The sequence below is a fragment of the Streptomyces sp. JJ36 genome (assembly GCF_021696945.1).
Taxonomy (GTDB): domain Bacteria; phylum Actinomycetota; class Actinomycetes; order Streptomycetales; family Streptomycetaceae; genus Streptomyces.
In genome coordinates, this window is sequence record NZ_JACYHE010000084.1 from 1 (window position 1) to 25,995 (window position 25,995).

26 protein-coding genes and 2 tRNA genes are annotated in these 25,995 nt (G+C 73.5%); 11 read left to right on the top strand and 17 right to left on the bottom strand.

Annotated features, from left to right (window positions below; all coding sequences use genetic code 11):
• Window positions 1-51: 51 nt before the first annotated feature.
• On the top strand, window positions 52-1,014 hold the full coding sequence (locus tag HOY81_RS23510; RefSeq protein WP_308341179.1) for a glycoside hydrolase family 6 protein: 963 nt from the start codon (window positions 52-54) through the stop codon (window positions 1,012-1,014).
• Between the two features lie 173 nt (window positions 1,015-1,187).
• The gene (locus HOY81_RS23515; RefSeq protein WP_237322686.1) at window positions 1,188-1,358 is read left to right on the top strand and encodes a hypothetical protein; all 171 of its coding nucleotides are present in this window, start codon (window positions 1,188-1,190) and stop codon (window positions 1,356-1,358) included.
• Window positions 1,359-1,433: 75 nt separating this feature from the next.
• On the opposite strand, the gene HOY81_RS23520 is transcribed toward HOY81_RS23515, so the two are convergent.
• Window positions 1,434-3,434: a kelch motif-containing protein gene (locus HOY81_RS23520; RefSeq protein ID WP_237322687.1), complete on the bottom strand. Its 2,001-nt coding sequence runs from the start codon at window positions 3,432-3,434 to the stop codon at window positions 1,434-1,436.
• Window positions 3,435-3,725: 291 nt separating this feature from the next.
• Between HOY81_RS23520 and HOY81_RS23525 the strand changes: the two genes are divergently transcribed.
• Window positions 3,726-4,487, top strand: coding sequence for a nucleoside/nucleotide kinase family protein (locus HOY81_RS23525; protein WP_237322688.1), 762 nt, complete (start codon window positions 3,726-3,728; stop codon window positions 4,485-4,487).
• Window positions 4,488-4,516: 29 nt separating this feature from the next.
• Window positions 4,517-5,392, top strand: a complete 876-nt coding sequence (locus HOY81_RS23530; protein ID WP_237322709.1) for an amidohydrolase family protein — start codon at window positions 4,517-4,519, stop codon at window positions 5,390-5,392.
• A 12-nt stretch (window positions 5,393-5,404) separates the two neighbouring features.
• Here HOY81_RS23530 and HOY81_RS23535 read toward each other — a convergent pair whose 3' ends face one another.
• From HOY81_RS23535 to HOY81_RS23545, 3 genes are all read right to left on the bottom strand, one after another.
• Entirely contained in the window at window positions 5,405-5,623 is a 219-nt protein-coding gene (locus tag HOY81_RS23535; protein WP_237322689.1) for a hypothetical protein, read from the bottom strand.
• On the bottom strand, window positions 5,610-5,858 hold the full coding sequence (locus HOY81_RS23540) for a DUF6400 family protein (protein ID WP_237322690.1): 249 nt from the start codon (window positions 5,856-5,858) through the stop codon (window positions 5,610-5,612). The genes HOY81_RS23535 and HOY81_RS23540 overlap by 14 nt, the downstream gene beginning before the upstream one ends.
• Window positions 5,859-6,053: 195 nt before the next feature.
• On the bottom strand, window positions 6,054-7,079 hold the full coding sequence (locus HOY81_RS23545; RefSeq protein ID WP_237322691.1) for a mechanosensitive ion channel family protein: 1,026 nt from the start codon (window positions 7,077-7,079) through the stop codon (window positions 6,054-6,056).
• 412 nt (window positions 7,080-7,491) lie between these two features.
• Between HOY81_RS23545 and HOY81_RS23550 the strand changes: the two genes are divergently transcribed.
• Together HOY81_RS23550 and HOY81_RS23555 are read left to right on the top strand one after the other, a co-directional pair.
• Window positions 7,492-7,914: an Hsp20/alpha crystallin family protein gene (locus tag HOY81_RS23550; RefSeq protein ID WP_237322692.1), complete on the top strand. Its 423-nt coding sequence runs from the start codon at window positions 7,492-7,494 to the stop codon at window positions 7,912-7,914.
• Window positions 7,915-8,038: 124 nt separating this feature from the next.
• Entirely contained in the window at window positions 8,039-8,437 is a 399-nt protein-coding gene (locus tag HOY81_RS23555) for a DUF2267 domain-containing protein (protein ID WP_237322693.1), read from the top strand.
• Between the two features lie 91 nt (window positions 8,438-8,528).
• Here HOY81_RS23555 and HOY81_RS23560 read toward each other — a convergent pair.
• From HOY81_RS23560 to ehuB, 6 genes are all read right to left on the bottom strand, one after another.
• Window positions 8,529-8,602: transfer RNA gene (locus HOY81_RS23560), tRNA-Lys, on the bottom strand.
• A gap of 146 nt (window positions 8,603-8,748) precedes the next feature.
• The gene (locus HOY81_RS23565; RefSeq protein WP_237322694.1) at window positions 8,749-9,507 is read right to left on the bottom strand and encodes an IclR family transcriptional regulator; all 759 of its coding nucleotides are present in this window, start codon (window positions 9,505-9,507) and stop codon (window positions 8,749-8,751) included.
• Window positions 9,508-9,713: 206 nt separating this feature from the next.
• Window positions 9,714-10,529 (bottom strand): ectoine/hydroxyectoine ABC transporter ATP-binding protein EhuA, encoded by an 816-nt coding sequence (gene ehuA / locus HOY81_RS23570; RefSeq protein WP_237322695.1) that lies wholly within the window; start codon window positions 10,527-10,529, stop codon window positions 9,714-9,716.
• A complete protein-coding gene (ehuD, locus tag HOY81_RS23575) occupies window positions 10,519-11,169 on the bottom strand; it encodes an ectoine/hydroxyectoine ABC transporter permease subunit EhuD (protein ID WP_237322696.1) in 651 nt (216 codons plus the stop codon). Before ehuD ends, ehuA begins: the two co-directional genes overlap by 11 nt.
• The gene (gene ehuC / locus HOY81_RS23580; protein WP_237322697.1) at window positions 11,166-11,912 is read right to left on the bottom strand and encodes an ectoine/hydroxyectoine ABC transporter permease subunit EhuC; all 747 of its coding nucleotides are present in this window, start codon (window positions 11,910-11,912) and stop codon (window positions 11,166-11,168) included. Before ehuC ends, ehuD begins: the two co-directional genes overlap by 4 nt.
• Complete coding sequence (gene ehuB, locus HOY81_RS23585) at window positions 11,909-12,826, bottom strand: ectoine/hydroxyectoine ABC transporter substrate-binding protein EhuB (protein WP_237322698.1); 918 nt, start codon at window positions 12,824-12,826, stop codon at window positions 11,909-11,911. Before ehuB ends, ehuC begins: the two co-directional genes overlap by 4 nt.
• Before the next feature lie 166 nt (window positions 12,827-12,992).
• Here ehuB and HOY81_RS23590 point away from each other — a divergent pair, with 166 nt between their 5' ends.
• Window positions 12,993-13,514, top strand: a complete 522-nt coding sequence (locus HOY81_RS23590) for a DUF3830 family protein (RefSeq protein ID WP_237322699.1) — start codon at window positions 12,993-12,995, stop codon at window positions 13,512-13,514.
• A 222-nt stretch (window positions 13,515-13,736) separates the two neighbouring features.
• Here HOY81_RS23590 and HOY81_RS23595 read toward each other — a convergent pair whose 3' ends face one another.
• The gene (locus tag HOY81_RS23595; RefSeq protein WP_272893214.1) at window positions 13,737-15,191 is read right to left on the bottom strand and encodes an amidase; all 1,455 of its coding nucleotides are present in this window, start codon (window positions 15,189-15,191) and stop codon (window positions 13,737-13,739) included.
• A gap of 56 nt (window positions 15,192-15,247) precedes the next feature.
• Window positions 15,248-16,210, bottom strand: coding sequence for a D-2-hydroxyacid dehydrogenase (locus HOY81_RS23600; protein WP_237322700.1), 963 nt, complete (start codon window positions 16,208-16,210; stop codon window positions 15,248-15,250).
• Window positions 16,211-16,410: 200 nt separating this feature from the next.
• Here HOY81_RS23600 and HOY81_RS23605 point away from each other — a divergent pair, with 200 nt between their 5' ends.
• The 3 genes from HOY81_RS23605 (at window position 16,411) to HOY81_RS23615 (ending at window position 19,639) form a co-directional block, all read left to right on the top strand.
• Window positions 16,411-17,376: an aspartate/glutamate racemase family protein gene (locus tag HOY81_RS23605; protein ID WP_237322701.1), complete on the top strand. Its 966-nt coding sequence runs from the start codon at window positions 16,411-16,413 to the stop codon at window positions 17,374-17,376.
• A gap of 216 nt (window positions 17,377-17,592) precedes the next feature.
• Window positions 17,593-18,315, top strand: coding sequence for a decarboxylase (locus HOY81_RS23610; RefSeq protein WP_237322702.1), 723 nt, complete (start codon window positions 17,593-17,595; stop codon window positions 18,313-18,315).
• 244 nt (window positions 18,316-18,559) lie between these two features.
• A complete protein-coding gene (locus tag HOY81_RS23615) occupies window positions 18,560-19,639 on the top strand; it encodes an LLM class flavin-dependent oxidoreductase (RefSeq protein WP_237322703.1) in 1,080 nt (359 codons plus the stop codon).
• Window positions 19,640-19,693: 54 nt separating this feature from the next.
• On the opposite strand, the gene HOY81_RS23620 is transcribed toward HOY81_RS23615, so the two are convergent.
• The gene (locus HOY81_RS23620) at window positions 19,694-21,457 is read right to left on the bottom strand and encodes an EAL domain-containing protein (protein ID WP_237322704.1); all 1,764 of its coding nucleotides are present in this window, start codon (window positions 21,455-21,457) and stop codon (window positions 19,694-19,696) included.
• A 358-nt stretch (window positions 21,458-21,815) separates the two neighbouring features.
• On the opposite strand from HOY81_RS23620, the gene HOY81_RS23625 reads away from it, so the two are divergent.
• Window positions 21,816-23,081, top strand: a complete 1,266-nt coding sequence (locus HOY81_RS23625) for a M6 family metalloprotease domain-containing protein (RefSeq protein ID WP_237322705.1) — start codon at window positions 21,816-21,818, stop codon at window positions 23,079-23,081.
• A 63-nt stretch (window positions 23,082-23,144) separates the two neighbouring features.
• On the opposite strand, the gene HOY81_RS23630 is transcribed toward HOY81_RS23625, so the two are convergent.
• The 4 genes from HOY81_RS23630 to HOY81_RS23645 all read right to left on the bottom strand — a co-directional run bounded on the left by HOY81_RS23630 (window position 23,145) and on the right by HOY81_RS23645 (window position 25,890).
• Window positions 23,145-23,218 (bottom strand) — tRNA-Lys (locus HOY81_RS23630).
• Entirely contained in the window at window positions 23,209-23,865 is a 657-nt protein-coding gene (locus tag HOY81_RS23635) for a bifunctional DNA primase/polymerase (protein WP_237322706.1), read from the bottom strand. The genes HOY81_RS23630 and HOY81_RS23635 overlap by 10 nt, the downstream gene beginning before the upstream one ends.
• Before the next feature lie 213 nt (window positions 23,866-24,078).
• Entirely contained in the window at window positions 24,079-24,456 is a 378-nt protein-coding gene (locus tag HOY81_RS23640) for a hypothetical protein (RefSeq protein ID WP_237322707.1), read from the bottom strand.
• A 96-nt stretch (window positions 24,457-24,552) separates the two neighbouring features.
• Window positions 24,553-25,890: an AAA domain-containing protein gene (locus tag HOY81_RS23645; protein WP_237322711.1), complete on the bottom strand. Its 1,338-nt coding sequence runs from the start codon at window positions 25,888-25,890 to the stop codon at window positions 24,553-24,555.
• Between the last annotated feature and the right edge of the window lie 105 nt (window positions 25,891-25,995).

The window sequence follows — 25,995 nt, forward strand, 5'->3', positions numbered from 1 at the left end:
GGCTCGTCGTAGGGCGGCCCGGGCGCGGGGGCCGCCGCCGCGCTCGGGACGGTGCTGCTGCTGGCCGGCTGCTCCGCCGACGGCGCCGGCGTCTCCGGCGGCCGTACGGACGGCGCCGCCCGGGCCCGCGCGCACTCCCCGTACTGGGTGAACCCCCACGGCAGCGCGGCCCGTCAGGCGGAGAAGTACCGTGCCGCGGGCCGGGACGCCGAGGCGGAGCTGATCGAGAAGATCGCGAGCCGGCCGGTGGCCGAGTGGATCGGTCCGGAGGACCCGGCGGCCGAGACCCGACGCCTCACCCGGGCGGCCGAGCGGGCGGACCGCAGGGCGCTGCTGGTGCTCTACAACCTTCCGCACCGCGACTGCGGGCAGTACTCGCAGGGCGGCGCGCCCGACGGGGACGCCTACCGCGCCTGGGTGGACGCTGTGGTCCGGGGCATCGGGGACCGCGCGGCCACGGTCGTGGTGGAGCCGGACGCCCTGCCGCACCTGCTCCAGGAGGGCTGCACGCCGCGGCACCTGCACGGGGAGCGCTACACGCTGCTGCACGAGGCCGTCACCCGGCTCGCCGGACTGCCCGGGACCCGGGTCTATCTGGATGCGGGCAACCCGGACTGGGTGCGTGACCCGGGCGCGCTGGTGGAGCCGCTGCGGCGGGCCGGGATCGGCGCGGCGGACGGCTTCGCGCTCAACGTCTCGAACTTCCAGACCACGGCGTCGAACATCGCGTACGGCCGCAAGCTGTCGGCGATGCTCGGCGGGAAGCACTTCGTCGTCGACACCAGCCGGAACGGGAACGGACCGGCCGCCGGGCGCACCGAGGAGTCCTGGTGCAACCCGCCCGGGCGCGCCCTCGGCGAGCCCCCGACGACCCGCACCGGCCGCCGGCTGGTGGACGCCTTCCTCTGGATCAAGCGGCCGGGCGAGTCGGACGGGCCCTGCAAGGGCGGCCCGGAGGCGGGGGAGTGGTACCCCGAGTACGCCCTCACCCTGGCCCGCAACGCCGACTTCTGACCGGGCACCGAGCAGCGACCGGACGCCCGCCGGCCAGGGCGCGTGAACTCCTTGTGCTCGGGGGCGCACGGTGCCATCGTCGGAAGGCTGGTCGGCGGTCGGAGGGCCGACAGCCCGACGGCCGCCCGACGACGGGAACGGTCGTCGCCGCCCTGCTGCTGGGCTACGGGTCGATGTACGCGTCCGTCCTGTTCGGCCTGTTCACCGGCATACGGCAGGCCAGAGCGGCGGCCCCGCTCACCCCACGCCGGGCGCTGGCCGTCGCGTGCATCGTCGTCAACGGGCTGTGGGCGTTCTACCACTGCGGGACCTGGCTGGGCTGGTTCTCCTTCCTGTTCCTGTGACGGGGCCGTCGTCTTCGGGCGGGAACGCGAGCGTGCTCCCGAGCGGCACTCGACCAGGGACGTGCGGCGCCGTGGCTAGTCGTCCACGGGGGGCGACTCCTGCACCGTGCGGTGGGACTCGGCCGACGGGTCCACCGGTACCCGTACCCACTGTGCCTTCGAGGGGACGCCGCGGTCGTCCACGGCGAAGACCATGTACCAGCCGGGCGGCACCAGTGAGGGGTCCTCGGGCAGCGTGATCCGCACGCCCTTCCCGGTCTTGGTGAAGTCCAGCGCCACCGAGCGCTGTTCGACGTTGGTGACGTGGGTGAAGGCGCCCGGCCGGACGAGCCGCATCCGGTCGATCGAGGCGGCGTCCGGGGTGCGGAAGGAGACCGAGTCGCCCAGCTCCACGGTGCGCCGGCCGCCGCCGGCGGCGCGCAGCGTGGGCCGCTCGCCGTCCTGGTGGAGGTAGGGCGGGGTGTAGATCTCGATGCGCTGCTCGAACTCGCCGGGCGTGGTGTTCGCCTTGTCGGCGAAGAGCGAGTCGGAGCCGAAGGTCATCACCCGGCCGTCCGGGAGCAGCAGCCCGCCGGAGTGGTAGTTGCGCCCGACGAGCGGGTCGGCGACCCGGCGGAAGGCGTTCCGCCGCGGGTCGTAGAGGGCGGCCCGCAGGACGTTGCTGGCTCCCTTGCCGCGGTAGTCGCCGGAGCCGTTGGTGGTCAGCACGGTGTCGTCGGGCAGGATGACGCTGGTCGGGTAGCGGACGTCCGCGTAGAGGTCCGGCCCGTCGCGGAAGCGCGGGTTCTCCTTCGTCAGGTCGACGAGCCGGGTGCGGTCGGTCGACGCGGCGCTCTCGCCGACGCCGCCCCCGCCGAGCACCAGGTACTTCTGGTCCTGGGCGGGCGGCAGCAGTACGGACATCGAGGTCTCCAGGATGTCCGGGTCGCTCATGCCGGGGACCTCGGTGAAGCGGTTGGTGTCCAGGTCCCAGAGGCCGGGGGTGCGGCCCTTGTCCGCCGGGCCGTAGCCGGCGTTGGAGCCGGTGTAGAAGATCTTTCCGTCGCCGGCGAGGAAGAGGGCGGGGTAGGTGGGGAAGAAGCGGGTGTCCGGCAGGTACTCCCACGACTGGGTCTCCGGGTCGTAGACCTCGTTCTTGCCGGGGACCACCTGGCCGATCTCGTCCAGCCCGGAGACCGAGAGGACGCGGCCGTCCTCCAGCGTGGTCAGCGTCGGGTACCAGCGGGCCTCGCCCATGGGGTCGACGGTGATGTAGCGCTCGGCCACCGGGTCGAACTCGTAGGCGTCGTCGATGCCCTGGAAGTCCTTCTTGTCGAAGGAGAGCTTCTGGGCGATGCCGTAGACGTTCTGCCGCTCCTTCCCCTGCAGACCGTGGATGCGGTACTGGTCCTGGGTGCCGGTCTGGTGTGCGCGGCCCTTCTCCGGCGCCTCCACGTAGACCCGGGCGCTGCCGGGCGTGACGGTGACCTCGCCGGTGTCCGGGTCCGTCTTCTTCTTCGCGCGCGGGACCAGCAGCGGGGCCTGGGCGACGAAGGTCTTGCCGTTCCGGCGGCCGGTGAAGCGGGTGCCCTTCTTCAGGGTCTTGGCCCGGTCCGGGTTCTCGTTGTAGACGATCATCAGGCCGCCGGCCTTCTCGACGTCGCCCTCCAGCGTCTCGTAGCGCTGGGTGCCGCCGGCCACCAGCAGTTTCCCGTCCGGGAGCTGGGTGTGCCCGGCGCAGAAGAGGTCGGCGGGGGTGGGGATGTCCCGGAAGGTGTTCCGCACGGGGTCCCACAGGACGGTACGGAAGGTGCCCGCGTCGAACATCGCGGCGTCGTTGCCGGAGCCGGCGACCAGCAGCACCTTGCCGGTGTGCAGCAGGGCCGCGTGGATGGTGTTGATGCGGTGGCGCTCGGGGACGTCCACCACCTGCCAGCGCCCGTTCTCCGCCAGGTAGCCTGGCCGGCTGATCCGGTAGTCGTGGTAGCGCTCCGAGGCGAAGTCGTAGAGCGCCGGCCCGTTGAAGCCCGCGAGGACGAGCGCGGCGAGGGTCCCGATCGCGAGACGGCGGGTGCGGCGGCTCGGGCGGTAGGTCATCGTTCACGTCCCCCAGGTGCGGTCTGGCGTGGTCCGGGCGCGGGGCTCGAGCCGGTCGGCGAGCGCCGGCGATCAGGATAAGGAACGCATACACCTCAGATCCGGGTAAAAGGGTGCGTGACGCGTGTCGGAGGTGCCGTGCGGCCGGTGCTCCGCCGGGCCGCAGGGCCGGACGCCCTCGTTCCGGAGCCCCCGGGGGCGGGCCGTCGGGGGACCCGCTCTCCCCGCGCGCCGGTGAGCGGGGATCATGGGGGTGTCCCGGGTGTCTCACCGAAGCGGAGGGGGCTTGCCATGCACGACCGCGCACCGGACGGTGCCCGCGCCGCCGGGCCGTGTTCCGGGGTCGCCGCTGCGCCGGACACCGGGCCGGAGGTGACCGGTGCCGGTACGGGCCCCGCCGACCCGCGGCGTTCCGAGCCGGGGTTCGCGGAGCTGCTCGACGCCGCCTGGCGGGTGGGGGAGCGGGCGGGTGGGAAGGCGCGCGCGGTGCTGGGGATCGCCGGGCCGCCCGGAGCGGGCAAGTCCACCCTGGCCCGGGCGCTGGTCACCGGGCTGACCGGGCGTCACGGGCCGGGCCGGGCGGCGTATGTGCCGCTGGACGGCTTCCACCTCTCCGACCCGCAGCTCGTACGGCTCGGCCTGCTCGCCCGCAAGGGCGCGCCGCCCACCTTCGACGTGCACGGCTGGGCGGCCCTGCTGGCCCGGCTGGCGGACGAGCGTACGCACCCGGTCTACGTCCCCGACTACGACCGGGAGATCGACGCCCCGGTCGCCGCCCGCCATGTCGTCCCCCCGGAGGCCGGTCTGGTGATCGCCGAGGGGAACTACCTCGCCTGCGACCTCCCCGGGTGGCGCGAGGCGCGCCGGCACCTGGACGCGGTCTGGTACGTGGACGTGCCGGAGGAGGTGCGGGTGCGGCGGCTGCTGGAGCGGCACCGCGCGAGCGGCTGCGGCGAGGAGGAGGCGCAGACCCGGGTCCGCACGAACGACCTGCCCAACGGCGCACTGGTGCGCGGGTCGCGGGCGTGTGCGGAGCTCGTGGTCGCCCTGTGACCCGGACCACGACCGCTGCGGACGGGACGGTGCCCGACGAGACCGCGCAGGTCACCGCCTTCTGGCGGGCGCTCGGCCTGCCCGGGCTGATCGACGTGCACACCCACTTCATGCCGGCCCGGGTGCTCGCCAAGGTGTGGGCCTACTTCGACCGGGCCGGCCCGCTGACCGCGCGCCCCTGGCCCATCGCCTACCGCACGGCCGAGGAGGAGCGGCTGGCCACCCTGCGCCGCTTCGGGGTGCGCCGCTTCACCTCGCTGGTCTACCCGCACAAACCCGGCATGGCCCGGTGGCTGAACGACTGGTCCGCCGATTTCGCCGCCCGTACACCGGACTGCCTGCACACCGCCACCTTCCACCCGGAGCCGGACGCCGCCCGCTACACCGCGGTGGCCGTCGAACGCGGCGCCCGGGTCTTCAAGGCGCACTTCCAGGTCGGCGCGTACGACCCGAACGACCCGCTGCTGGACCCGGTCTGGGGGCTGCTGGCGGAGGCCGGGGTGCCGGTGGTGACGCACTGCGGGTCGGCGCCGGTGCCCGGTCCCTGCACCGGTCCCGAGCCGGTGCGGCGGTTGCTCGCCCGGCACCCGCGGCTGCCGCTGGTCGTCGCCCACCTCGGGATGCCGGAGTACGGCGCCTTCCTGGAGCTGGCCGAGCGGTACCCCCGGGTGCACCTCGACACCACCATGGCCTTCACCCGGTTCAGCGAGGAGCAGGCGCCCTTCCCACGCCGGGATCTGCCCCGTCTCGCCGGGGCGGCGGACCGCGTCCTCTTCGGGTCCGACTTCCCCAACATCCCCTACGGCTACCCCGAGGCGCTGCACGCGCTGGAGCGGCTGGAGCTGGGCGACGCCTGGCTGCGGCGGGTGTGCCACGGGAACGCGGCGGCGCTCTTCGGGCTCTGAACCGCCCACCGGTCAGGAGCGGTGGCCGAACCCGGTGTCGTGGTCCCAGACATGGGTGCAGGAGGGGCACTGCAGATGCAGCACCCGGCCGGTGTGGGAGAGCAGATAGCGCCAGTGCGTGGTGCAGGTGCCGCGCCCCGAGCAGGTGGCGCAGTCCCGGTTGTCCGCGCAGGCGGGGCAGTCCACCCAGGCGCGGCGCCCGATGTCGGCCTGGGGATCAATCGGCAGCACGGCCGTTCCCCCGGGCCGGCAGCACTCCGGCGGCCACCAGCATCTCGTAGGTGCGCTGCTGCTCGGCGTCGAGGCCGGAGTAGAGCAGGTCGTACGCCTCCTCCTCGCCGCGCAGCGCGGCCACCGGGTCCCAGGTGTCGCCGAGCGCGGCCATCACCTCCGCGCGGCGACGGCTCTCGTGCGCGGTGAGGTCGATGTCCAGGGATATGTGCGCGTCGGCGGGGGGCTCGGCCATCGGAAGGCGTCTCCGGGCTGCGTGGGGGCGTACGGGTGTGCGAACCTTCTGTCTACCAGATGCCCGGCTCGTCGCCTATGCCCCGGCTCACACCCGTGCGCACGGGCCCCGGGTACGGCCCGCGCGTGGTGCGGGCCGCACCCCGGCGGGCCGCACCACTGCCGTACGGGCGCGGCGCCGGGGTGTACCGGCGGCTCAGTCCTCCCGCGCGCCCTTGGCCATGGGGGTGGACGCCGGTCCGGCCTGCCCCGGCACCGAGGCCGTCCCCTCGCCGCGGACCCAGAGGGTGCGCTGCGGGAACGGGATCTCGATGCCGTTCCGGTCCAGGGCCTTCTTCACCCGCTGCCGCAGCTCCCGCGTGACGCCCCACTGCTCCAGCGGCACGGTCCTGACCGCCAGCCGGACCAGCACGCCGTCCGCGTCCAGCGACTGCACGCCCCAGACCGCGGGCTCCTCCAGCAGCAGGTCGCGGAAGGCCGGGTCCTCGCGCATCTCCCGGCCGGCCTCCTCCAGCACCCGGTACACCTCGTCCAGGTCCGCGTCGTAGGCGACCGAGACGTCCAGCACCGCACGGGCCCAGTCCTGGCTGTCGTTCTTCACCCGGAGGATCTCGCCGTTCCGGATGCACCACAGCCCGCCGTACAGGTCGCGGACCCGGGTCAGCCGGAGCCCGACGTCCTCCACCTCGCCGACGGCCTCGCCGAGGTCCACCACGTCGCCGACGCCGTACTGGTCCTCGAACATGATCAGCAGGCCGGCCAGGTAGTCGGCGACCAGGCTCTGCGCGCCGAAGCCGATCGCCAGCCCGACCACGCCCGCCCCGGCCAGCAGCGGGCCGAGGGCGATGCCGACCTCGTCGAGGGCCATGGCGAGAGCCATCACGAAGATCACCACGGTGGCGACGCTGCTGAGCACCGTCCCGATCGTCCTGGCCCGCTGCTCGCGCCGCTCGGAGGCGCGGCTGCCGCGCTGGAGCACCGCGGGGCCGCGGCGGCTGCGGCTCTCCGACGCGTCGGAGTTCTGCAGCACCCGGCTCACCAGCCGGGTGACGGCCCGCTTGGCCAGCGCCCGGACGATCAGTGCACCCACCACGATGACCAGGATCCGGACCGGGGCGCCGATGGCCCAGGAGGCGTTCTCCCGGAGCCAGCTCTCGGCGAGCTGCACCTGCGCGCCGGCCGGGCCGGCGAGGTGCGCTGCGGGGTCGGGGATGGGCGACACGGTGGGTTTCCTCCCTCTGCACGGTGTTCCGCCCGGCCGGGCGGGCGCTCCGCCCTGCCGGACACGCCGGGCACGGTACCGGTGTTCCGGGCGGGGCGGGCAATCGGACGCACACGGACGAGGGAACGGTCCGGGTCTCCCGCGACCGGCCGCTGCGCCCGCCGGCGGCCCCGTGTGTGCCGTCCGGAGGCCGTCCGCACGTCTGCCGTGCGCGGGCTGTAGCCCCTCTGTGCGCCGCCGTGCCCGCGGCTGCCGTGCCGCGCCCCCCTGGCCTGCCGAGCGCGGTGCGCCTGCTCTGACCAGCTGCTTCCCCGGGGTTGAGTCGAGGCTTGGCAACTTTCATTCCCGTGGTGTATATAAGAAAGCGGAGGGCGTCGCAGGAACCCTCGAGCAGTGAAGGAGTTGAACCGTGATGCTCATGCGAACGGACCCGTTCCGGGACTTCGACCGCCTGACCCAGCAGCTCTTCGGCACCGCCACGCGCCCGGTGGGGATGCCGATGGACGCCTACCGCTCCGGTGACGAGTTCGTCGTCCACTTCGACCTCCCCGGTGTCGACCCGGAGAGCATCGACCTGGACGTCGAGCGGAACGTGCTGACGGTGCAGGCCGAGCGGGCCTGGCCGGGCCCGGAGAACGCCGAGCGGCTCATGGCCGAGCGCCCCACCGGCCGCTTCAGCCGGCAGCTCTTCCTCGGTGACACCCTGGACGCCGAGCGGATCGACGCCTCGTACGACGCGGGCGTCCTCACGCTGCGCATCCCGGTCGCCGAGCAGGCGAAGCCGCGGAAGATCCAGATCAGCGGTGGCGGCGGCAGGAAGGAGATCGCGGGCTGACCGGCCCGTTCTCCACACCCGCCGCCCCCGTCCCCGACACCGATCCCGTCATCATCCGTCCGACGGGTCCGCCCCCGGCGCCACCGGGGGCGGGCCCCGTGTGCGAAGAGGAGTCACCGCTGTCATGCACTGGAACGAGTTCGTGAGCCGCGTGCGCGAGCTGGGCCAGTACCCGACGGAGGCTGAGGCGGTCCGGGTGAGCCGCACGGTCCTGTCCGCGCTCGGCGGGCAGGTCACCGGCCCGGAGCGGGTGGATCTCGCCGCCCGGCTGCCGGTGGAAGCCGCCGAGGTGCTGGTGGGCCAGGTCCCGGCCACCCGGACGCTGACGGCCTCCCGGTTCGTCGACAGCGTGGCGACGCGGCTGGACGACGCCACTCCGGCCACCGCGCGCTGGGACGTGAGCTCCGTGCTCTGCGTGGTGGCCGAGGCCGCCGGGGAGGAGCTCACCCGGCGCCTGCTGGCGGAGCTGCCCGCCGGATTCGCCCTGCTCTTCGGCAAGGCCGAGCTGACGCCCGCGGCCTGACCCGGTCGGCGGCAACCGGCCGGTGCGGGAAGACCGGCGAGGAAACACCGTGGGGCCCCTCGCCTGAGCGAGGGGCCCCACAGTCGTCTTGTACGCCGCCAGGGACTCGAACCCCGGACCCGCTGATTAAGAGTCAGCTGCTCTAACCAACTGAGCTAGCGGCGCCCGTCGACGACGACCATACTACCTGCTCCCCGGGGGTGCTCGTGACCACCGTCCGGTCTGCCGGGAACCGGGCCGTGCGTGCCCCGCTCAGGCCGCCGTGCAGCCGGAGCCGGTATCCAGGGCCCACGGACCGCCGGGCACGCCCCCTAGAGCGACAGCGAGAGCATCACCGGAGCGGCCCGCCGGTTCAGCCCCTCGGCCGCGCTGCGCAGCCGGTGCGCGTGCTCGACCGGCAGGGAGAGCGCCAGGCACCCGACCGAGGAGCCGGCGGTGACCGGCACGGCCGCACACACCGTGCCCACCGCGTACTCCTGGAGGTCCAGTACCGGCACCGTCGGCGGCTGCCGGTCCAGCGCGTTCAGCAGGATGCGCTCGTCGGTGATGGTGCGCGAGGTGAGCCGCGCGGTCTTGTGCCGGGCCAGGTGGTCGCGCCGCCCGTCGTGGTCGAGCTGGCCCAGCAGGCACTTGCCGATGGCCGTGGCGTGCACCGCGGAGCGGAAGTCCACCCACTGGTTGACCACCGGGGTGTCCGGGCCGTCGGCGTACTGCACGACCTCCAGCTCTCCGTCCTGGTAGCGGCTGAGGTAGACCGCGGCCCCCAGGGTGTCGCGGAGTTCGGAGAGCGTACGGTCCAGCCGCTCCCGCAGGGCGCGCTGCCGGTCGCCTCCCGAGCCGAGCAGGACCAGCGCCTCGCCGACGACATAGACGTCGTCCTCGACCTGCTCCAGGTAGCCCTCCCGGCGGAGCATCAGCAGCAGGTGGGCGAGAGGGCCGGGCGGCAGCCCGGTCTCCTGAGCGAGTCGCGCGGAGCCGACGCCGTCCCGGTGCCGTGCGACGGACTCCAGCACGCGCAGCGCGTACTGGACCGAGTGGAAGGGCGCGGTGGGTTCGGGCCGGAGCGCCACAGTGTCCCCCTTAAGGGTGTGCGACCGTCCGCAGTGCGACCGGAACGGTGAGTCACGTCGTCGTCCTCACGATAACGGCCAACGGCCCGTCCGCAGAGAGTGGTTGCTGCTTTCGGCATATGCCTCCGGCGGAACGGGCCCGGGCCCGGCGGAGTGCGCCGGGCCCGGGAGGCCGGACGGGCCGGGGCCGTGCCCGGCCGCGGAGGTCAGAGCACCGCGCTCAGGAACTCGCGGGTCCGCTCGTGCTCGGGGTCGGAGAAGATCTTCTCCGGGGCACCCGACTCGATCACCCGGCCCGCGTCGAACATCAGCACGTCGTCCGAGATGTCCCGGGCGAAGTTCATCTCGTGGGTGACCACCAGCATGGTGATGTCGGTGGTGTGCGCGATGTCCCGCAGGACGTCCAGCACACCGGCCACCAGCTCCGGGTCGAGCGCCGAGGTGACCTCGTCCAGCAGCAGCACCTGCGGCCGCATGGCCAGCGCCCGGGCGATGGCCACCCGCTGCTGCTGCCCACCGGAGAGCTGGCTGGGGTACTTGTCGATGTGCTCGGTGAGCCCGACCAGCTCCAGCAGCTCGGTCGCCCGGTGCTCCGCCTCGTCCTTGGACATGCCGAGGACGTGCACCGGCGCCTCGGTGATGTTCCGCAACACCTTCATGTTGGGGAAGAGGTTGAACTGCTGGAAGACCATGCCGATCTTCTTGCGCACCTCGCGGACGTGCTTCTCGCCGGCCGGAACCAGCTTCCCGTTCCGCTCCTCGTGCGTGAGGTAGTCGCCCGCGACCCTGATGGTGCCCTCGTCGGGCTTCAGCAGGGTCATCAGCAGCCGCAGGATCGTGGTCTTGCCGGATCCGGACGGGCCGATCAGGGTGACGTGCTTCCCGGAGGAGACGGTGAAGTCCAGGTGGTCCAGGACGACGTTGCTGCCGAAGCGCTTCGTCACGTTGTCGAAGCGGATGAGCTCGCTGCCGTCGACGGCCGGGTTCGTGGTCTCGTTGGGGGTGGTGTTGTCAGCGGACAAGGCGACGCTCCAGGGCTCGGAGAAGAACGGATGCCGGGTACGCGATGAGGATGAACGCGACGCCGACGACGAGGATGGCCTCCTGGGTGAAGGTCTCGTTGCTGAAGGACCGGGCCTCGCCGAACATCTCGAAGGCGCCGATGATGGCGATCATCGGCGAGTCCTTCAGCATGGAGATGACGTAGTTGCCCAGCGCCGGCACGACCCTGCGGATGGCCTGCGGCAGGATCACCGAGGTCCAGGTCCGGGTCTTCGGCAGACTCAGCGCGGTGGCCGCCTCCCACTGACCGACCGGCACGCCGTTGATGCCGGCGCGGTACACCTCGGCGGTGTACGTCGAGTAGTGCAGGCCGAGGCCGATGATGCCGGTCGTCAGCGGCGACATCGCCGGCCCGAACGTGGGCACCACGTAGAACAGGAAGAAGAGCTGCACCAGCAGCGGCGTGTTCCGGATGAACTCCGTCACGGCCGTCACCGGCCAGCTGATCCAGATCTTGTCCGAGCGCTGCGCGAGCGCCCACACCAGGCCGAGCGCGAAGGCGATCAGTGAGCCCAGGGCCAGGGCCTGGAGGGTGACCAGCACCCCGTCCCAGAACCGTGGCATGAAGTCCTCGACGACACTCCAGTTCCAGCCGTTCATCCCACGCCTCCCGCGCTCTGGCTCGCTGCCTGTGTGCTCTCACCCCGGGCGCTGAGCTTCCGGGTGAGCAGCCCCGGCTTCTTCTCGGGCTTCTGGCCGATGCGGGCCTTCGCCTGGCGCTCGACGGCCCGCATCCCCCGGGTGAGGAGGAAGGCGATGACGAAGTAGATCACCAGGACGAGCGTGTAGATGGGAGCGCTGTCCTTCTGTACGTCGCGGACGAGGTTGGCCGCGAAGAGCATGTCGGCCACGGTGATGGTGGAGACCAGCGCCGTGCCCTTGAGCAGCTCGATCAGCAGGTTGTTGAACGGCGGCACCATCTCGGGCCACGCCTGCGGCAGCTCGATGCGGCGCAGCCGCTGCATCTTGGTGAAGCTCAGCGCGATCCCCGCCTCGCGCTGCGCCGGTGCCACGGCCGCCAGCGCGCCGCGTACCACCTCGGAGCCGTACGCCCCGTACGTCAGGCCGAGCGCGCTGACGCCGGCCCACATCGGGACGAGCTGCCAGCCCAGCAGCACCGGGACGCTGAACACCATGAAGAACATCAGCACCAGCGCCGAGGTGCCGCGGAACAACTCGAAGTAGACGCCCGCCAGGAACCGCACCAGCCACACGTTCGAGGTGCGCAGGACACCCACCACGAACGAGACCACCGCGGCCAGCGCGGCGCTGTACACCAGGACCTGGATGGTGATCCAGATGCCCGGCAGGAACCAGGAGGTGAACATGCCTGAGGTCATCATCCGGAGCACAGCTCCTTCGCGGTCAGGTCCGTCATCTCGGCCTCTCCGAAGCCGAAGGGGCTCACCAGCTCCAGAAGCTTCTTGTAGCCGTTCTCCTTGAGCTTGTGCAGCTCCTTGTTGAAGGCGTCCCGCAGGTTCTTCTCGGAGAGCTCGAAGGCGAAGCCGCCGGCTCCGTAGACGGGCTCCCCGTCGACGTACGGCTGGAACGCCTCGGTGGCCTCCACCTGCCCGGAGCCCTCGACCGCGTTGGTGATCGTGATGTTGGTGCCCGCGAACGCGGCGACCCGGCCGGTCTTGACCGCGTTCAGACCCGCCACCGGGTCCGGGAGGATGAGCAGGTTGGCGTCCTTCACACCGTTCGCCAGCGCGTAGTCGATCTCGGCGTAGGCCTCGCCGGTGGCGAGCTTCAGGCCCTGCTCGGCGATGTCCTGGTAGCTCTTGATCCCCTGGGGATTGCCCCGCTCCACGATGAAGGAGTCGAGCATGATGTATTCGGGGTCCGCGAAGAGCACCTGCTCACAGCGGGTCGGGTTGATGTACATGCCGGCGGCCACGGTGTCGAACTGCTGCGCCTTGAGCCCGGGGATCAGGGCGCTGAACTCGACGGGCACGGCCTTGGTCTCGGGGACCCCCAGCTTCTTGAAGATGTACTTCGCGATGGCCGGTGCCTCGCCCGTCGCCTCGCCGTTCTTGTCGACATAGGCATACGGCTTCTCGTTGGCGATGCCGAGTCTCACCACGCCCCGGTCGCGCAGGCGTTCCAGCAGGTTTCCCCCTTCCACCTTCCCCTCTTCGGGAGCCCGGCTGCACCCGGCAAGCCCGGCCGCACCCAGAGCCGCCGCCCCTGCAAGCAGTGAGCGGCGGCCGATCCTTCTTCCGTTGAATGGCGTACTCGCCCTAAGTGGTGGAGCCATGGGCGCGCGGCTACCCATGCTGACGAAAACCATGCAGATCGTTTCCAGCCCTTGATGTGTCCGTTGCGGGGTTGACCGTTGCGCCAGTATTGACACGTACTGCGAAGTTCCCGGGCCGACACGGCGAGGAGTCCGACGGCCCGCACCATCCGTGACGGGAGGCAGGATGCCGGACCGCTTCATCGAAGTGTCGCTGGACAAGCGAGGGGCGAGCTGCACCGCGAAGCTGCTGGACGACCGGGCGCCGGTCACGTGCGAGGCGGTGTGGAACGCCCTGCCGCTCGGCGGCGACGTCTACCACGCCAAGTACGCGCGCAACGAGATCTACGCCCTGCTCGCGCCCTTCGCCCCGGAGGAGCCGCCGCTGGAGAACCCCACCATCACCCCCATCCCCGGCGACCTCTGCTACTTCACCTTCACCCAGACCCAGTTGGGCACCAAGTCCTACGGTTACGAGGCGGCGGCGGAGCAGCAGGGCACCACGGCCGTGCACCAGGGCCGGGCGACGGTGGTGGACCTGGCGCTCTTCTACGAGCGGAACAACCTGCTGATCAACGGCGACGCCGGCTGGGTGCCGGGCATCGTCTGGGGCGCGGTGGTGGACGGCCTCGACCGGATGGCCGAGGCCTGCCAGGACCTGTGGCGCACCGGGGCGGTGGGGGAGACCCTGAACTTCCGCCGCGCCTGACGCCCGGTCCCGGCCGCGCGCCGGGGCCCGGTCGCCCGGACGCCGCCCGGACGGATCCCCGTCCGGGGCCCCGGTTGCCGGGACGGCCCGCGTGCCGGGCCGTCCCCGGTCGTCCGCCCCGGCGGGCCGGGGCCGGGGCGGCGGGACGGCCCGGCACGGGCCGCGGCGTGTACCGCCCGTCGGCCCGGGCCACGGGTCCGCGCGGGCGCCGCGCCGGAGGCGCTACCGCGGCGGGGGCGGGACCGCGGACGGCACCCCCGCCTCGTACAGCGCGTGCGCCGCCCGCAGCACCAGCGCGTCCGCGTGCCGCGCGGCCACGATCTGCAGCCCGATGGGCATGCCGTCCCCGTCCGTGCCGCAGGGCAGCGAGCACGCGGGCTGCTGGGTGAGGTTGAAGGGATAGGTGAAGGGCGTCCAGGAGGTCCAGCGCGGGCTCGGGGAGCCCGGCGGCACCTCGACGCCGTTGGCGAAGGCGGTGAGCGGCAGCGTCGGCGTCACCAGCAGGTCGTAGGTCTCGTGGAAGACGCCCATCAGCCGGCCCAGCGCCATCCGCTCGTCGACCGCCGCGAGGTAGTCCAGCGCGCTCATCCGCGCCCCCTGCTCGCTGACCTCCCGCAGCCCCGGGTCCAGCGCGGCCCGCTGCTCCTCGGAGAAGTGCTGCACGGTGCGGGCGGCACCGGTGAACCACAGGGTGTGGAAGGCCTCCACCGGGTCCCGGAAGGCGGGGTCGGCCTCCTCCACCCGGGCGCCGAGCTCCGCCAGCCGGTCCACCGCCCGGCGCACCGCCGCGGCGACCTCCGGGGCCACCTCGACCTGGCCGCCGAAGGAGGGCGAGAAGGCGACGCGCAGTCCGGAGACGCCGCCGGAGAGCCCGTCCCGGAAGGCGCCCGGCGGCGGGCCGAGATGGGACCAGTCGCGGGCGTCCGGCGTGCTGATCACGTCCATCAGCAGGGCGGCGTCCGCCGCGTCCCGGGTCATCGGTCCGACGTGGGCGAGGGTCCCGAAGGCGCTGGCCGGGTACATGGGCACCCGGCCGTAGGTGGCCTTCAGCGCGAAGATCCCGCTGAACGAGGCGGGGATCCGGACCGAGCCGCCCGCGTCGGTGCCCAGGCTCAGCGGCCCGGCGCCCAGCGCCACCGCGGCCGCGCTGCCGCCGCTGGAGCCGCCGGCGGTGCGTTCCGGGTCGTAGGGGTTCGCGGTGGCGCCGTGCCGGGGGCTGTCGGTCACCCCCTTCCAGCCGAACTCCGGGGTGGTGGTACGGGCCAGGAAGACCGCACCGTGCTCGCGCAGCCGGGCCACCGAGGGGGCGTCCTCGTCCCACGGCTGCCCGTCCTCGGCCACCGACCAGGAGCCGCGCAGGGTGGGGGTGCCGCGCTGGAGCAGGATGTCCTTCACCGTCACCGGCACCCCGTCCAGCAGCCCGGCGGGCTCGCCGCGCCGCCAGCGGTCCTCGCTGGCCCGGGCGGACTCCAGGGCGGCGTCCGCGCCGATCCGTACGAAGGCGTTGACCCGCTTCTGGGCGGCCTCCGCGCAGTCCAGCGCGGCCCGGGTCACCTCGACGGGGGAGAAGTCCCCGGCGGCGTACCCCGCGACCAGCCGGGCCGCGGTCAGCGTGGCGAGCTCCGAGGGTGACGGCGGCGACGGCGGGGACGACGGGGGTGACGGCGAAAACGACAACGCATCCTCCTCGGGTGACGGGCGGGGCCGTGCGGATGCCGGACCCGGGCCGGTGGTCAGGCGCCCGGCACGTAGCCGAGCCGCTTGTCGACGACGTTCCGCAGGGGTTTCCCCGCGTACCAGCGGTCGAAGTTGTCGAGAAACTGCTCCGCGAGATCGTCCCGCCAGCCGACCGTGTCGCCGCTCATGTGCGGGGAGACCAGCAGTCCCGGTACGTCCCAGAGCCGGCTGGAGGCGGGCAGCGGCTCGGTGTGGAAGACGTCCAGGGCCGCCCCGGCGATCCGGTGCCGCAGCAGCGCGTCCACCAGGTCCTCCTCCACCACGTGCTGACCGCGCCCGACGTTGAGGAAACGGGCCTCCGGCTTCATGCGTGCGAACGCCCCCGCGTCGAACATGCCACGCGACTCCTCGGTCAGCGGGGCCACGCACACCACCCAATCGGCCGTACCGAGCAGGGTGTTGAGCGAGCCGGTGCCGTGCACCCGTCCGAAGTCCGGGTCCTCGGGACGCTCCGTACGCCCCACCAGGTCCACGGTGACACCGAGTGCCTGGAGGGTGCGGCCGATTTTCCGGCCGATCGGGCCGGATCCGACCACCAGTGCCCGGCTCCCCCCGACCCGGATTGTCTCGCGGTGCCGCCACCGGCGTTGCCGCTGCAATTCCCAGCTCCCGTGGAAATCCTTGGCCATGGCCAGCACCAGTCCGGCGACGTATTCGGCGATCGGCTGGTCGAACACCCCGCGGGCATTCGTGATGATCACGTCCGAGTCCGCGAGCTCCGGCAGCAGCCGGTCGACGCCCGCGCTGGGGGTGTGCACCCAGCGCGGGCGGGGGCCGGGCCCCGGCCAGGCCTCCCGCACGGCGTCGGAGAGGAAGTCCCACACGAGCAGCACGTCCGCCTCCGGGAGCCGGTCTGCCAGGGACTTCTCATCCGCGTGCAGCACGCGGGCACGGCCCTCCAGCCGGTCGAGCCGGGGCAGGGGATCGGCGTCCAGGACGACGACACGGGTTTCGGACATGGGCGGGAAACCGTTTCGAAACGAGGGTGGGCTGGACTGGTGCGGAAGCACCGGTAAGCGGGAGAGATGCGAGGATTGACCACGGTAGGGAGGGCGCCTTACCTTCGTCAATGAAGGCATCTGTCCCGGCGTCCCGGCTCGGCCGGTTTTTCTTTTCTTTCTGGCCCCTGGCCACCCCTTCGTCTCTTTTGGGGTTCGCAATGGATGTCTCGTTCCTCGGTGGACCGCAGCCGCAACGCGGCGTCGGAATCGTCGCGCCGTTCGATTTCGCGCTCGATCGCGAGCTGTGGCGCTGGGTGCCGGACGATGTGTCCCTGCATCTGACCCGCACTCCCTTCGTCCCCGTCGAGGTCAGCCTCGACCTGGCCCGCCTCGTCAGCGAGCACGAGACGCTGCGCGAGGCCGTACAGGCACTGACCGCGGTGCGGCCGGAGGTCGTGGCGTACGCCTGCACCTCGGGCAGCTTCGTCGGCGGCATCGCCGGCGAGCGGGCGATGAGCGCAGCCATGGAACACGCGGGCGAGACCCCCGCGCTCACCACCTCGGGCGCGGTGCTGGACGCCCTGCGGGAGCTCGACGTGCGCCGGGTCGCCGTCGTCACGCCGTACACCAAGTCGGTGACCGACTCCCTGGAGGAGTACCTGGCCGAGGGCGGGGTCGCGGTCACCGGACGCAGCTATCTCGGACTGACCCGGGAGATCTGGCGGGTGCCGTACCGGGACGTGGTGGACATGGCCCGCGAGGCGGTGGTGGACGCCCCGGACGCGCTCTTCATCAGTTGCACCAACCTGCCCACCTACGACGTGATCCCGCAGCTCGAGGCGGAGCTGCGGATGCCGGTCCTCTCGGCGAACCAGGTCACCATGTGGGCCGCGCTGCGCCGCGTCGGCAAGGAGGCCGTCGGCTCCTACCAGGCGCTGCTCGATCCGGTGGCGCGACGCGGCCCGGCGGCGATGACCCCGTCGCCGCCGGAACCGCTGGGGTCGCACGAGAGCGGCCTGGCCGAGCCCGAGCAGGACACCGAGCCCGTGGCCGGCCCCGTGGGCCCGGCCGAGCCGGAGGCCGCGCTGGCCGGTGCGGGCGCCGAGAGCCCGGAGCCGCTGGACGGACTCGAGGCGCCGGGGCCCGCACCCCACGACGAGTGGGGCGGGCAGCCGCCCGCCTGATCCGCGCTCACCCGCCCGGGTGAGCGCACCGCCGGTGGCGGGGCCCGTGGCACACGACCGGGAAACGCCACGGCACCGCATCCGGGCGCCTCCGGTCCGGGTGCGCTCCCGGACACTCACCGGAAGACCACCGGCCCGGACACTCACCGGAAGACCACCGGAAAGACCACCTCGGGAGAACGCCCGGGAGAACACTGCGAGAGCAAGGAGAGGCGGATGGCGAAGGCGGTGGGGTTCCTCTACCCCGGCTACTCGGCGGAGGACGACTACCCGCGGATCGAGGGCCTCCTCCGCGAGGCGGGCAGCGACGTCCGGCTGCCGCTGGTGCACACCGACATCGGGGAGGACGCCCACCGGGTCGACGCCCTGCTGGAGATGGGCTCCGCCGCCCGGCTGGCCGCCAGGGTCGCGGAGGCGAAGGACCGCGGCGCGGAGGCGGTCGTCTGGGCCTGCACCAGCGCCAGCTTCGTCTTCGGCTGGGAGGGCGCGCGGGAGCAGGTGAACGAGCTCTCCCGCACCGCGGGGCTCCCCGCCTCCAGCACCTCCTTCGCCTTCGCCCACGCGGTCCGGGAGCTGGGCGTCGAGCGGGTGGCGCTCGCCGCGACCTACCCGGAGGACGTCGCCGAGCTGTTCACCGGCTTCCTCAAGTCGGCCGGTGCCGAGGTGGTCGCCATGCGCGGCAGCGGGATCATCACCGCCGCCGAGGTCGGCACCTGGGGGCGCGAGGAGGTGCTGGCCCTCGCCCGCGGCGGTGACCACCCGGAGGCGCAGGCCGTGCTGCTGCCGGACACGGCACTGCACACCGCCGCCTGGATCCCCGAGATCGAGGAGGACCTGGGCAAGCCGGTGCTGACCGCCAACCAGGTGACGGTGCGGGAGGGCCTGCGACTGCTGGACACCCCGGTGCGCTGCCCGTCCCTGGGACGGCTCTTCTCCTGAGGGCGCCGCGCCGTCGGCGCCCTCCGGGGCCCGCCCCCGCGCCGGCGGGGCGGCCCCGGCACGACGGCCGGCGTGCGACGGCGTGCCGCGGGCCCGAGCGGCGCCGGCGGGCCCGCGCGGTGCCCGCCGGGCGTGACGCACGCCGCACCCGGCGGTCCGGGACCGGCCACCGGGAATGCCGCCCGGCCGCGACCGGTTGCCCCCTGGCGTGACCGGCGCACGCGAGCAGGAGGGTGGCCCGAGCATGGCCGAGGAGCGCACCGACGACATACGCGGCGAGGCCCGGGGCAGCGCGCCCGTCCCGCTCTCCGTGCTCGACCTGGCCACGGTGGGGGTGGGCCACACCGCGGCCGAGGCGCTGCGCACCTCCGTGCGGCTCGTCCGGCTCGCCGAACAGCGCGGCCTCACCCGCCACTGGGTGGCCGAGCACCACTCCATGCCCGGGGTCGCCAGTAGTTCGCCCGCCGTGATCCTGGCCCACCTCGCCGCCCGCACCGAGCGGATACGGCTCGGCTCGGGTGGCGTGATGCTGCCCAACCACGCGCCGCTGGTGATCGCCGAGCAGTTCGGCACCCTGGAGGCCCTGGCGCCGGGCCGGATCGACCTCGGCCTCGGCCGGGCGCCCGGCACCGACGGGGCGACGGCCGCCGCGCTGCGCCGTACGGACGACCTCCACGAGGGGGCGGACACCTTCCCGCAGCAGCTCGCGGAGCTGGTGCGGTTCCTGGACGACGACTTCCCGGACGGCCACCGGTACGCCCGCATCCACGCCGTGCCCGGCCCGGTGCAGGGCGGCGACGGCGGGCGGCCGCCGGTGTGGCTGCTCGGCTCCTCCGGTTTCAGCGCCCGGCTGGCGGGTTCCCTCGGGCTCCCCTTCGCCTTCGCCCATCACTTCTCGGCGGCCAACACCCTGCCCGCCCTCGACCTCTACCGCGAGTCCTTCCGGCCCTCCGCGGTGCTCTCCGAGCCGTATGCGCTGATCGGCGTCTCCGCGCTCGCCGCGGACGACGAGGCGGAGGCCCGGCGGCAGGTGCTCACCGGCGCGCTGGCGATGCTGCGGCTGCGCACCGGGCGCCCGGGCCTGGTGCCCACGCCGGAGGAAGCGGAGAACCACCCGTTCCACGCGGCGGAACGGGAGTTCGTCGACGGCTGGCTGCGCAACGTCGTGCACGGCACGCCCGGGGCCGTACGGGACGGGCTGGACGCGCTCGTCAAGCGCACCGGCGCGGACGAGCTGATGCTCACCGCCAACGCGCACACCCCGCAGGCCCGCCTCCGCAGCCTGACCCTGATCGCCGACGCCTACGACCTCCCGCAGCTGTGACCCACCGGGACGCGGTCCGGGCGGGCGGCGGCCCGGCCCGGTCGCTGCCGGACGTCAGAGCAACGCGGCGATGCGTTCGGGGGCCATCGGGCGTGCGTAGTACCAGCCCTGTCCGGCGTCGCAGCCGATGCGTCGCAGCCGCTCGGCCTGGGCGTGCCCCTCGACACACTCGGCGGTGACGGTCAGGCCGAGCTTGTGGGCGAGCTGGACGAGGGCGGTGACGATGGTCTCGTCCGCCGGGTTCTGGTGCCGCGCGGTGCGGAAGCCGCGGACGAAGGTGCCGTCCAGCTTCAGCGCCCGCACCGGGAGCCGGCTGAGGTAGGCGAGGTTGGAGTAGCCGGTGCCGAAGTCGTCGATGGCGATCCGGACGCCCATATCGCTGAGCGCCTGCAGGGCCTGGAGCGGGCGGCCGGCCGAGCCCATCACCGCCGACTCCGTCAGTTCGAGCTGGAGGAGCCCGGAGGGCAGCCCGGTCTGCTCCAGGATGTGCTCCACGTCGGCCACCAGGTCGGAGTCCCAGACCTGGCGGACCGCCACGTTGACGCTGACGAAGACGGGTCTGTCCGGGCGCTCGGCCAGCCAGCGGCGGGCCTGGCGGCACGATTCGGCGAGCACCCAGCGGCCCAGCGGCACGATCGCGCCGTTCTCCTCGGCGAGGCCGATGAAGCGGTCCGGGGAGAGGGTGCCGAACTGCGGGTGGCGCCAGCGCACCAGCGCCTCCGCCCCCCGCATCCGGTCGTCGTCGAACCCGACGATCGGCTGGTACTCCAGCGCGAACTCCCCGCGTTCCAGGGCCGGCCGGAGGGTGCTGGAGAGCGCCTGGCGGGTGACCCGGTGGGCGTTGCGCTCCGGGTCGAAGAGGGTCCAGCGGGCCTTGCCGTCCGCTTTGGCCCAGTAGAGCGTGGTGTCCGCGGCCTGCATCAGGCCGGTGGCGCTGGTGCCGGCGGTCTCCCGTTCGACCACGCCGATGCTGGCCGAGACGGCGAGCCGCTGGCCCGCCAGCTCGAACGGCCGCTGGACCTCCCGCAGCAGCGCCTGCGCCAGCCGGGTGAGCTGGTCGGTGCCCGTGGAGCTCTCCACCAGCAGGGCGAACTCGTCCCCGCCGAGCCGTGCGACCAGGTGCCCGCCCTCCTCGGCGCAGTGTGCGAGGCGGCGCGCCACCGCGTCCAGCAGCCGGTCGCCGACCCGGTGCCCCATGGTGTCGTTGACCGCCTTGAAGCCGTCGAGGTCGAGGTAGCAGAGCCCGATCCGGCCGGTGGCGGACTCGGTGAGGGCGGAGGAGAGCCGTTCGAAGAAGAGGGTGCGGTTGGGCAGCCGGGTGACCGGGTCGTGCATCTGGAGGTGCCGCAGCCGCTTCTGCAGGGCCCGCCGCTCGCTGATGTCCACGACCGTCAGCAGTGCCTCACCGGCCGCGGGGTCGGCCCCCGGCGCTGTCGGCGTCACGGTGATCTCCGCCCAGATCCCGTGCCCGTCGGCGTGTTTCAGCCGCCGGGTGCAGGACATCCGGTCGGTCCGGCCGCGCAGCGCCTCGTGGTAGGCGGTGCGGGTACGGCCGTCGAGGGCGAGGCCCGCGAGGTCGGCGATCGGCGCGGAGACCAGGGCGGCCGGGTCGGTGCCCAGCAGGGCGCCGAGCGCGCGGTTGGCCGTACGGACGCGGCCCTCCCCGTCCACCACCGCCATGGCGAGCTGCGCGGCGTTGAAGGCGGCGCGGAAGTCGCTCTCCCGTTCGGACGCATGGTCACCGTCCGTGAGGGTCTGCGGGGGTGTGGTCGAGGTCTTCCCGGATGCTGCGCCCGGTCCGTCGAAGGGTCCGTTCACCGGTGGCTCCCGCGGGGGCTTGTCGCGTGCGGACCGGTCGGGTGGCCGGGCTCCGGAGGGTTCGGCCACCTGGAGGCGGGGTCCGCGCTGGAAATGTGCCGATCATAGAGGCTGTTCGTGCGGTCGGGCCAGCATCGGAGCCGGTGCGCTGGAGGCGCGCCGGAGTGTCCGCGGGTGCGCGCGTGCGTGCGTGACCGTTTCTGCACAACGGTGGCGACCGCCTGATCGCGCCCGGACCGGATGTCACCGTGAGTCATCAGCGGGCAGGTGACCCGACTGGAGTAGCGCGTGGCGGCAGCGGGCGACAAAAGCGGTCATTCTGGAGCAGTCCGTGTAACTCACCCGATGAGGTCGATGCATGGCACGATCGCTGAGACAAGCGCGACAGGTGGGGCGCCATCCGCTGCGCCGGACCTCGGCGATCATGACCTCGATGAGCGCGATCATCGGCACCGGGCTGGTGGCCGGCCCGGCCACCGCGGTGACCGGCGCGGCCGAGTGTCTCCTGCCGCGCACCGACGCCCACCACTCCGAGGGCGTCGACACCTGGAACGACGACTACGTGCGTCCGGAGCGCGAACTGGACGCCCTGATGGTCTTCCTCTCCTTCCCCGACTGGAAGCCCTTCGTCTCCCCGTCCGCGCTGGTCGCCGACCACTTCCCGGCCACCTCGGACTTCTTCGCCCGTGCCTCCTACGACCGGTTCCGGCTGCGGGTGCACCCCCTGCGGGAGTGGCTGGAGATGCCGGCCGCCTCCACCGCGTACGGCATACAGCGCGACTGGGACCCGGGGCTGCGCACCGCCTTCCTCCAGGACGCGCTCGCCGCCGCCGACCGCCGGGTGGACTTCGCGGACTACGACGTCTACTACCTGGTTGCCGACCCGGACGCCCCGGGGGTGAACTCCGACGCCACCAAGGTGGTCAACTTCGACGAGCCGATGGTCCTGGACGGAGCGGCCGTGCACCGGGTGGTCACCGTTTTCGAGCAGCATCCGCCCGACCGCTATGTGCTCGCACACGAGACCGGGCACGTGTTCGACCTGCCCGATCTCTACCACCGGCCGGGTGAGGGCAAGGGGGACTGGGACACCCATGTGGGGGACTGGGACGTCATGGGCAGCCAGTTCGGGCTGGCGCCGGACCTCTTCGGCTGGCACAAGTGGAAGCTCGGCTGGCTCGACCGCTGGAACGTGGCCTGCGTGGCGGGGGAGTCCGGCACCACCCGCTACGCCCTGCGCGCGCTCGGCGCGCCGCTGGAACCCGGCCGCCGCGACACCCGGCTGCTGGTCCTGCGGACCGGTCCGTACGAGGCGCTCGCGCTGGAGGGCCGGGCGCCCGCCGGGAACGACGCCGGGGTGTGCACCGGCGGCGTCCTCCTCTACCGGGTGCGCTCGGACACCGCCTCGGCCGACGGCCCGGTCGAGGTGCTGGACGGGCACCCGCGCACCAGCGACTGCCTGCGCCGCTCGGTCTACCCGCCGCTCGCGGACGCGCCGCTGCGGGAGGGGGAGACCTATGTCACGGAGGACGGCGGGGGCATACGGATACGGATCGGCGAGGGTGGCCCCGGGGACGGCGGGTGGCAGGTCCGCGTCACCCGAGGCCCGGAGGCGCTGGAGTGAGCGCGCTCGTGGCGTGGGCACGCCGAAGGCCCCCCGCCGGAGCGAGGGGCCTTCGCCTGTCTGTGCGCCGCCAGGGACTCGAACCCCGGACCCGCTGATTAAGAGTCAGCTGCTCTAACCAACTGAGCTAGCGGCGCCTGCTGACGTGGTAGACCTTAGCAGGCGATCCGGCGAAGGCGAAATTCGATTTCCCGTGCCCGCCACCCCCGCGACCTGCGGCGGAGCGGCCGCCGCCCGGCGGAGGCTCCCGGAAGGCGCGGACGCAGGCCCACAGCAGGCTGTCCGCCCCGGGCAGCCGGGGGTGCCGCACGTCCGGGGCGACCAGCCACCGGGACAGGCGCGCCACGGCGGGGTCCGGCCGCAGCGGCGGGACGGTCACCGCCTCGCCGCCGCCGTGGCAGAGCAGGGGAGGGATCGTTTCTGCACGCGCGGCACAGGCTCCCGGGCGGCCCGCGCGCGGGCCACGCCATTCCTGCCAGTCGAGCAGCGCCGGCAACCGGTCGGCCGTGCCCGGAGCCGCGAAGAGCAGCAGCCGGTCCCGGTGCACGGCCACCGGCCCGCTGCCGGGCCCCGACGCCCAGAGCCGCTCCAGGACGCGGCGCCCCGGCACCGGCGCCGCGCTCACCACGTCGAACGCGGTGCCGCACGGCAGCACGCTGGGCGCGGCCGGCCGTAGCTCCCACAGCGCGTGGACGCTGCGCGGGAAGCGGGAGGCGGAGGCGAGCCAGTCGGCCCCGGCCGGGGTGACGGCCGCGGCCGGGGCCGTGTCGGGAGGAATGCTCATGCCTCCTACACCTAGCGCCGGCCGGCCGCCCGCCCGGCGAATACCGGGAAACCCGTGCACGGCCGGTCGCCGTCCGCTACCGTCCGCTTCCGGAAGGCGACCGGGAGCCCGGACGCGCCCGTACGGCGCTCACGCCGTACGGGAAACGGCGTGCGGGGACCGCGCACGGGAACGCCGCGCGGGAAAGCAGTCCCCGACGACGCCCCGGGGGCCTCACTCGGGGGTGCGCTCCGCCAGCAGCTCCCGGCCGAAGTCGATCATCCGTCTGGCGTAGTCCACCGTCCACTCCGCCCGCTCCGCCACGGCGTCCTCGGACAGCCGGTCGAACCGCCGCGGATCGGCGAGCTGGGCGGCGGCCATGGCCTGGAACTCCATCGCGCGGTCGGCCGCGGCCCGGAAGGCGAGGGTCAGCTCCGTGGAACGGTCCAGCAGCTCGCGCGGGTCCTCCAGCGATTCCAGGTCGAAGAAGTGCTCCTCGTCCCCGGTGGTCTCCGCCGGCTCGAACAGCAGCGGCGCGGGCCGCCGGAAGCGGGGGCCGCCGCCACCGGGGCCGGCGTCGCGCGGGTCGGGAGCCGCATGCGGCTCGGGCATAGGAAGACCTCCGTATCGTTTACCGCCCACCATTCTCCCGCCTCGCGCAAGCACGCCTCGCGCGGACACCGCCCGGACCCACTGCCCGCGTGCCGCTCAGGCCCGTACGGTGTGCCGGGCGAGATGTGCGAGCACCGCCTGGTGGGCCTCCCAGCCGTCCGGGAACTTCACCGTCACCCCGAGCTGCACCGGCTCCGTCGACGGGTGCTCGTCCAGCAGCTCCGGCACCCCGGCCCGGCACACCACGATGCAGGCGTGCCGGTGGCGCGAGGCCAGCACGCACAGCCTGCCGGTCTCCAGATGGAAGGCCGTCGCGTCCGGGCGGCCGGAGAGCGGGTGCAGCACCACCGTCACATCGAACTCCCGGCCCTGGAGCCGGTTCGCCGTGTCCACCACGACGCCCGTCACCCCGCGGTCCGCCAGCGCCGCCCGGACGGCGGCCGCCTGATCCCGGTGCGCGGTGCCCACCGCGATCCGGTCCGCGGAGAGCGGCGCCGGCGCCGCCGCGCGCTCGCCGGTGGTCCGGCCCTCGCGGTACAGCAACCGCCGCACCACCCGGGCGACGGCCGCCACCGCCTCCGGATCGGTACGCGGCGTGTGCCGGGGCGGCAGCTCCAGCAGACCCCAGCCCGCGACCGCCGCCTCGTCGATCACCCGGTCCGCGGCGGAGCCGTCCGGCGCCCCGGTGAAGGCGAGGGTGCGCTCCCCCTCCTCGGTGCCGCTGCGGAAGGGGGTGTACGGATAGAAGGCCGCCGAGACCAGCGGCGCGGCGGAGGCGGGCAGCCGCCAGGACACCGGCAGCCGGTGCTGCGGCAGGTCGGGGTTGTGCGCCAGCAGCGTGGTCACGGCGCTGGCCGCCGGGTCGTAGGCCAGCCCGGCCCACTGCTCCGCACCCACCTGGCTGAACGGGTCGAGCTGCCCGGGATCCCCCACGAAGAGCGCCCGCTCGAACAGCCCCGCCACCGCCAGCAGCGCGTCCGAGCGCATCTGGTACGCCTCGTCGACGATGGCGTGCTCCCACGGCGTGTCCGTCTTCACCCAGGCCCACTTGGCGGCCGTCGAGACGACCACGTCCAGCCCGTCGAGCGCGTCGATCCTCGGCGCGGTGCGGACCGCGGGATGGTCGTCCAGCACCCGGTCGTACGGGTCCGGCTCACTGCTGTGCAGCCGGCCCACCGGCAGCTCCGGGTCCTCCCGGGCCAGCCGGTCGACCAGGTCGTCCACCTGCGCGTTGGTCTGCGCGACCACCATCAGCCGGCGCCCCGCGGCGGCCAGCTCCCGGGCGGCCCGCACCACCAGCGTCGACTTGCCCGCACCCGGCGGGGAATCCACCACCACACCCCGGGACGAGCCGTGCAGGGTGTCGTGCAGGATCTCCTCGGTGACCCGGGTCGCGGCCTCGCCGGGCGGAGGCCCACCGCGGGGCGCCCGCAGGGCCACCGCGGGCGCCCGCTCCCCGCTCACCGCTGCCCTCCGGTGGCGCTCGCTGCCGCGGACGCCTTCTGTGCCTCCCGGCTGGGCGGCGGCTGGGGCCACGCC

Coding starts and splice junctions, on each gene's coding strand:
- HOY81_RS23515 (WP_237322686.1), top strand. CDS start 1,188: ATGTACGCGTCCGTCCTGTTCGGCCTGTTCACCGGCATACGGCAGGCC.
- HOY81_RS23520 (WP_237322687.1), bottom strand. CDS start 3,434: ATGACCTACCGCCCGAGCCGCCGCACCCGCCGTCTCGCGATCGGGACC.
- HOY81_RS23525 (WP_237322688.1), top strand. CDS start 3,726: ATGCACGACCGCGCACCGGACGGTGCCCGCGCCGCCGGGCCGTGTTCC.
- HOY81_RS23540 (WP_237322690.1), bottom strand. CDS start 5,858: ATGGCCGAGCCCCCCGCCGACGCGCACATATCCCTGGACATCGACCTC.
- HOY81_RS23550 (WP_237322692.1), top strand. CDS start 7,492: ATGCTCATGCGAACGGACCCGTTCCGGGACTTCGACCGCCTGACCCAG.
- HOY81_RS23555 (WP_237322693.1), top strand. CDS start 8,039: ATGCACTGGAACGAGTTCGTGAGCCGCGTGCGCGAGCTGGGCCAGTAC.
- ehuD (WP_237322696.1), bottom strand. CDS start 11,169: ATGAACGGCTGGAACTGGAGTGTCGTCGAGGACTTCATGCCACGGTTC.
- ehuC (WP_237322697.1), bottom strand. CDS start 11,912: ATGATGACCTCAGGCATGTTCACCTCCTGGTTCCTGCCGGGCATCTGG.
- ehuB (WP_237322698.1), bottom strand. CDS start 12,826: ATGGCTCCACCACTTAGGGCGAGTACGCCATTCAACGGAAGAAGGATC.
- HOY81_RS23590 (WP_237322699.1), top strand. CDS start 12,993: ATGCCGGACCGCTTCATCGAAGTGTCGCTGGACAAGCGAGGGGCGAGC.
- HOY81_RS23600 (WP_237322700.1), bottom strand. CDS start 16,210: ATGTCCGAAACCCGTGTCGTCGTCCTGGACGCCGATCCCCTGCCCCGG.
- HOY81_RS23605 (WP_237322701.1), top strand. CDS start 16,411: ATGGATGTCTCGTTCCTCGGTGGACCGCAGCCGCAACGCGGCGTCGGA.
- HOY81_RS23610 (WP_237322702.1), top strand. CDS start 17,593: ATGGCGAAGGCGGTGGGGTTCCTCTACCCCGGCTACTCGGCGGAGGAC.
- HOY81_RS23615 (WP_237322703.1), top strand. CDS start 18,560: ATGGCCGAGGAGCGCACCGACGACATACGCGGCGAGGCCCGGGGCAGC.
- HOY81_RS23625 (WP_237322705.1), top strand. CDS start 21,816: ATGGCACGATCGCTGAGACAAGCGCGACAGGTGGGGCGCCATCCGCTG.
- HOY81_RS23635 (WP_237322706.1), bottom strand. CDS start 23,865: ATGAGCATTCCTCCCGACACGGCCCCGGCCGCGGCCGTCACCCCGGCC.
- HOY81_RS23640 (WP_237322707.1), bottom strand. CDS start 24,456: ATGCCCGAGCCGCATGCGGCTCCCGACCCGCGCGACGCCGGCCCCGGT.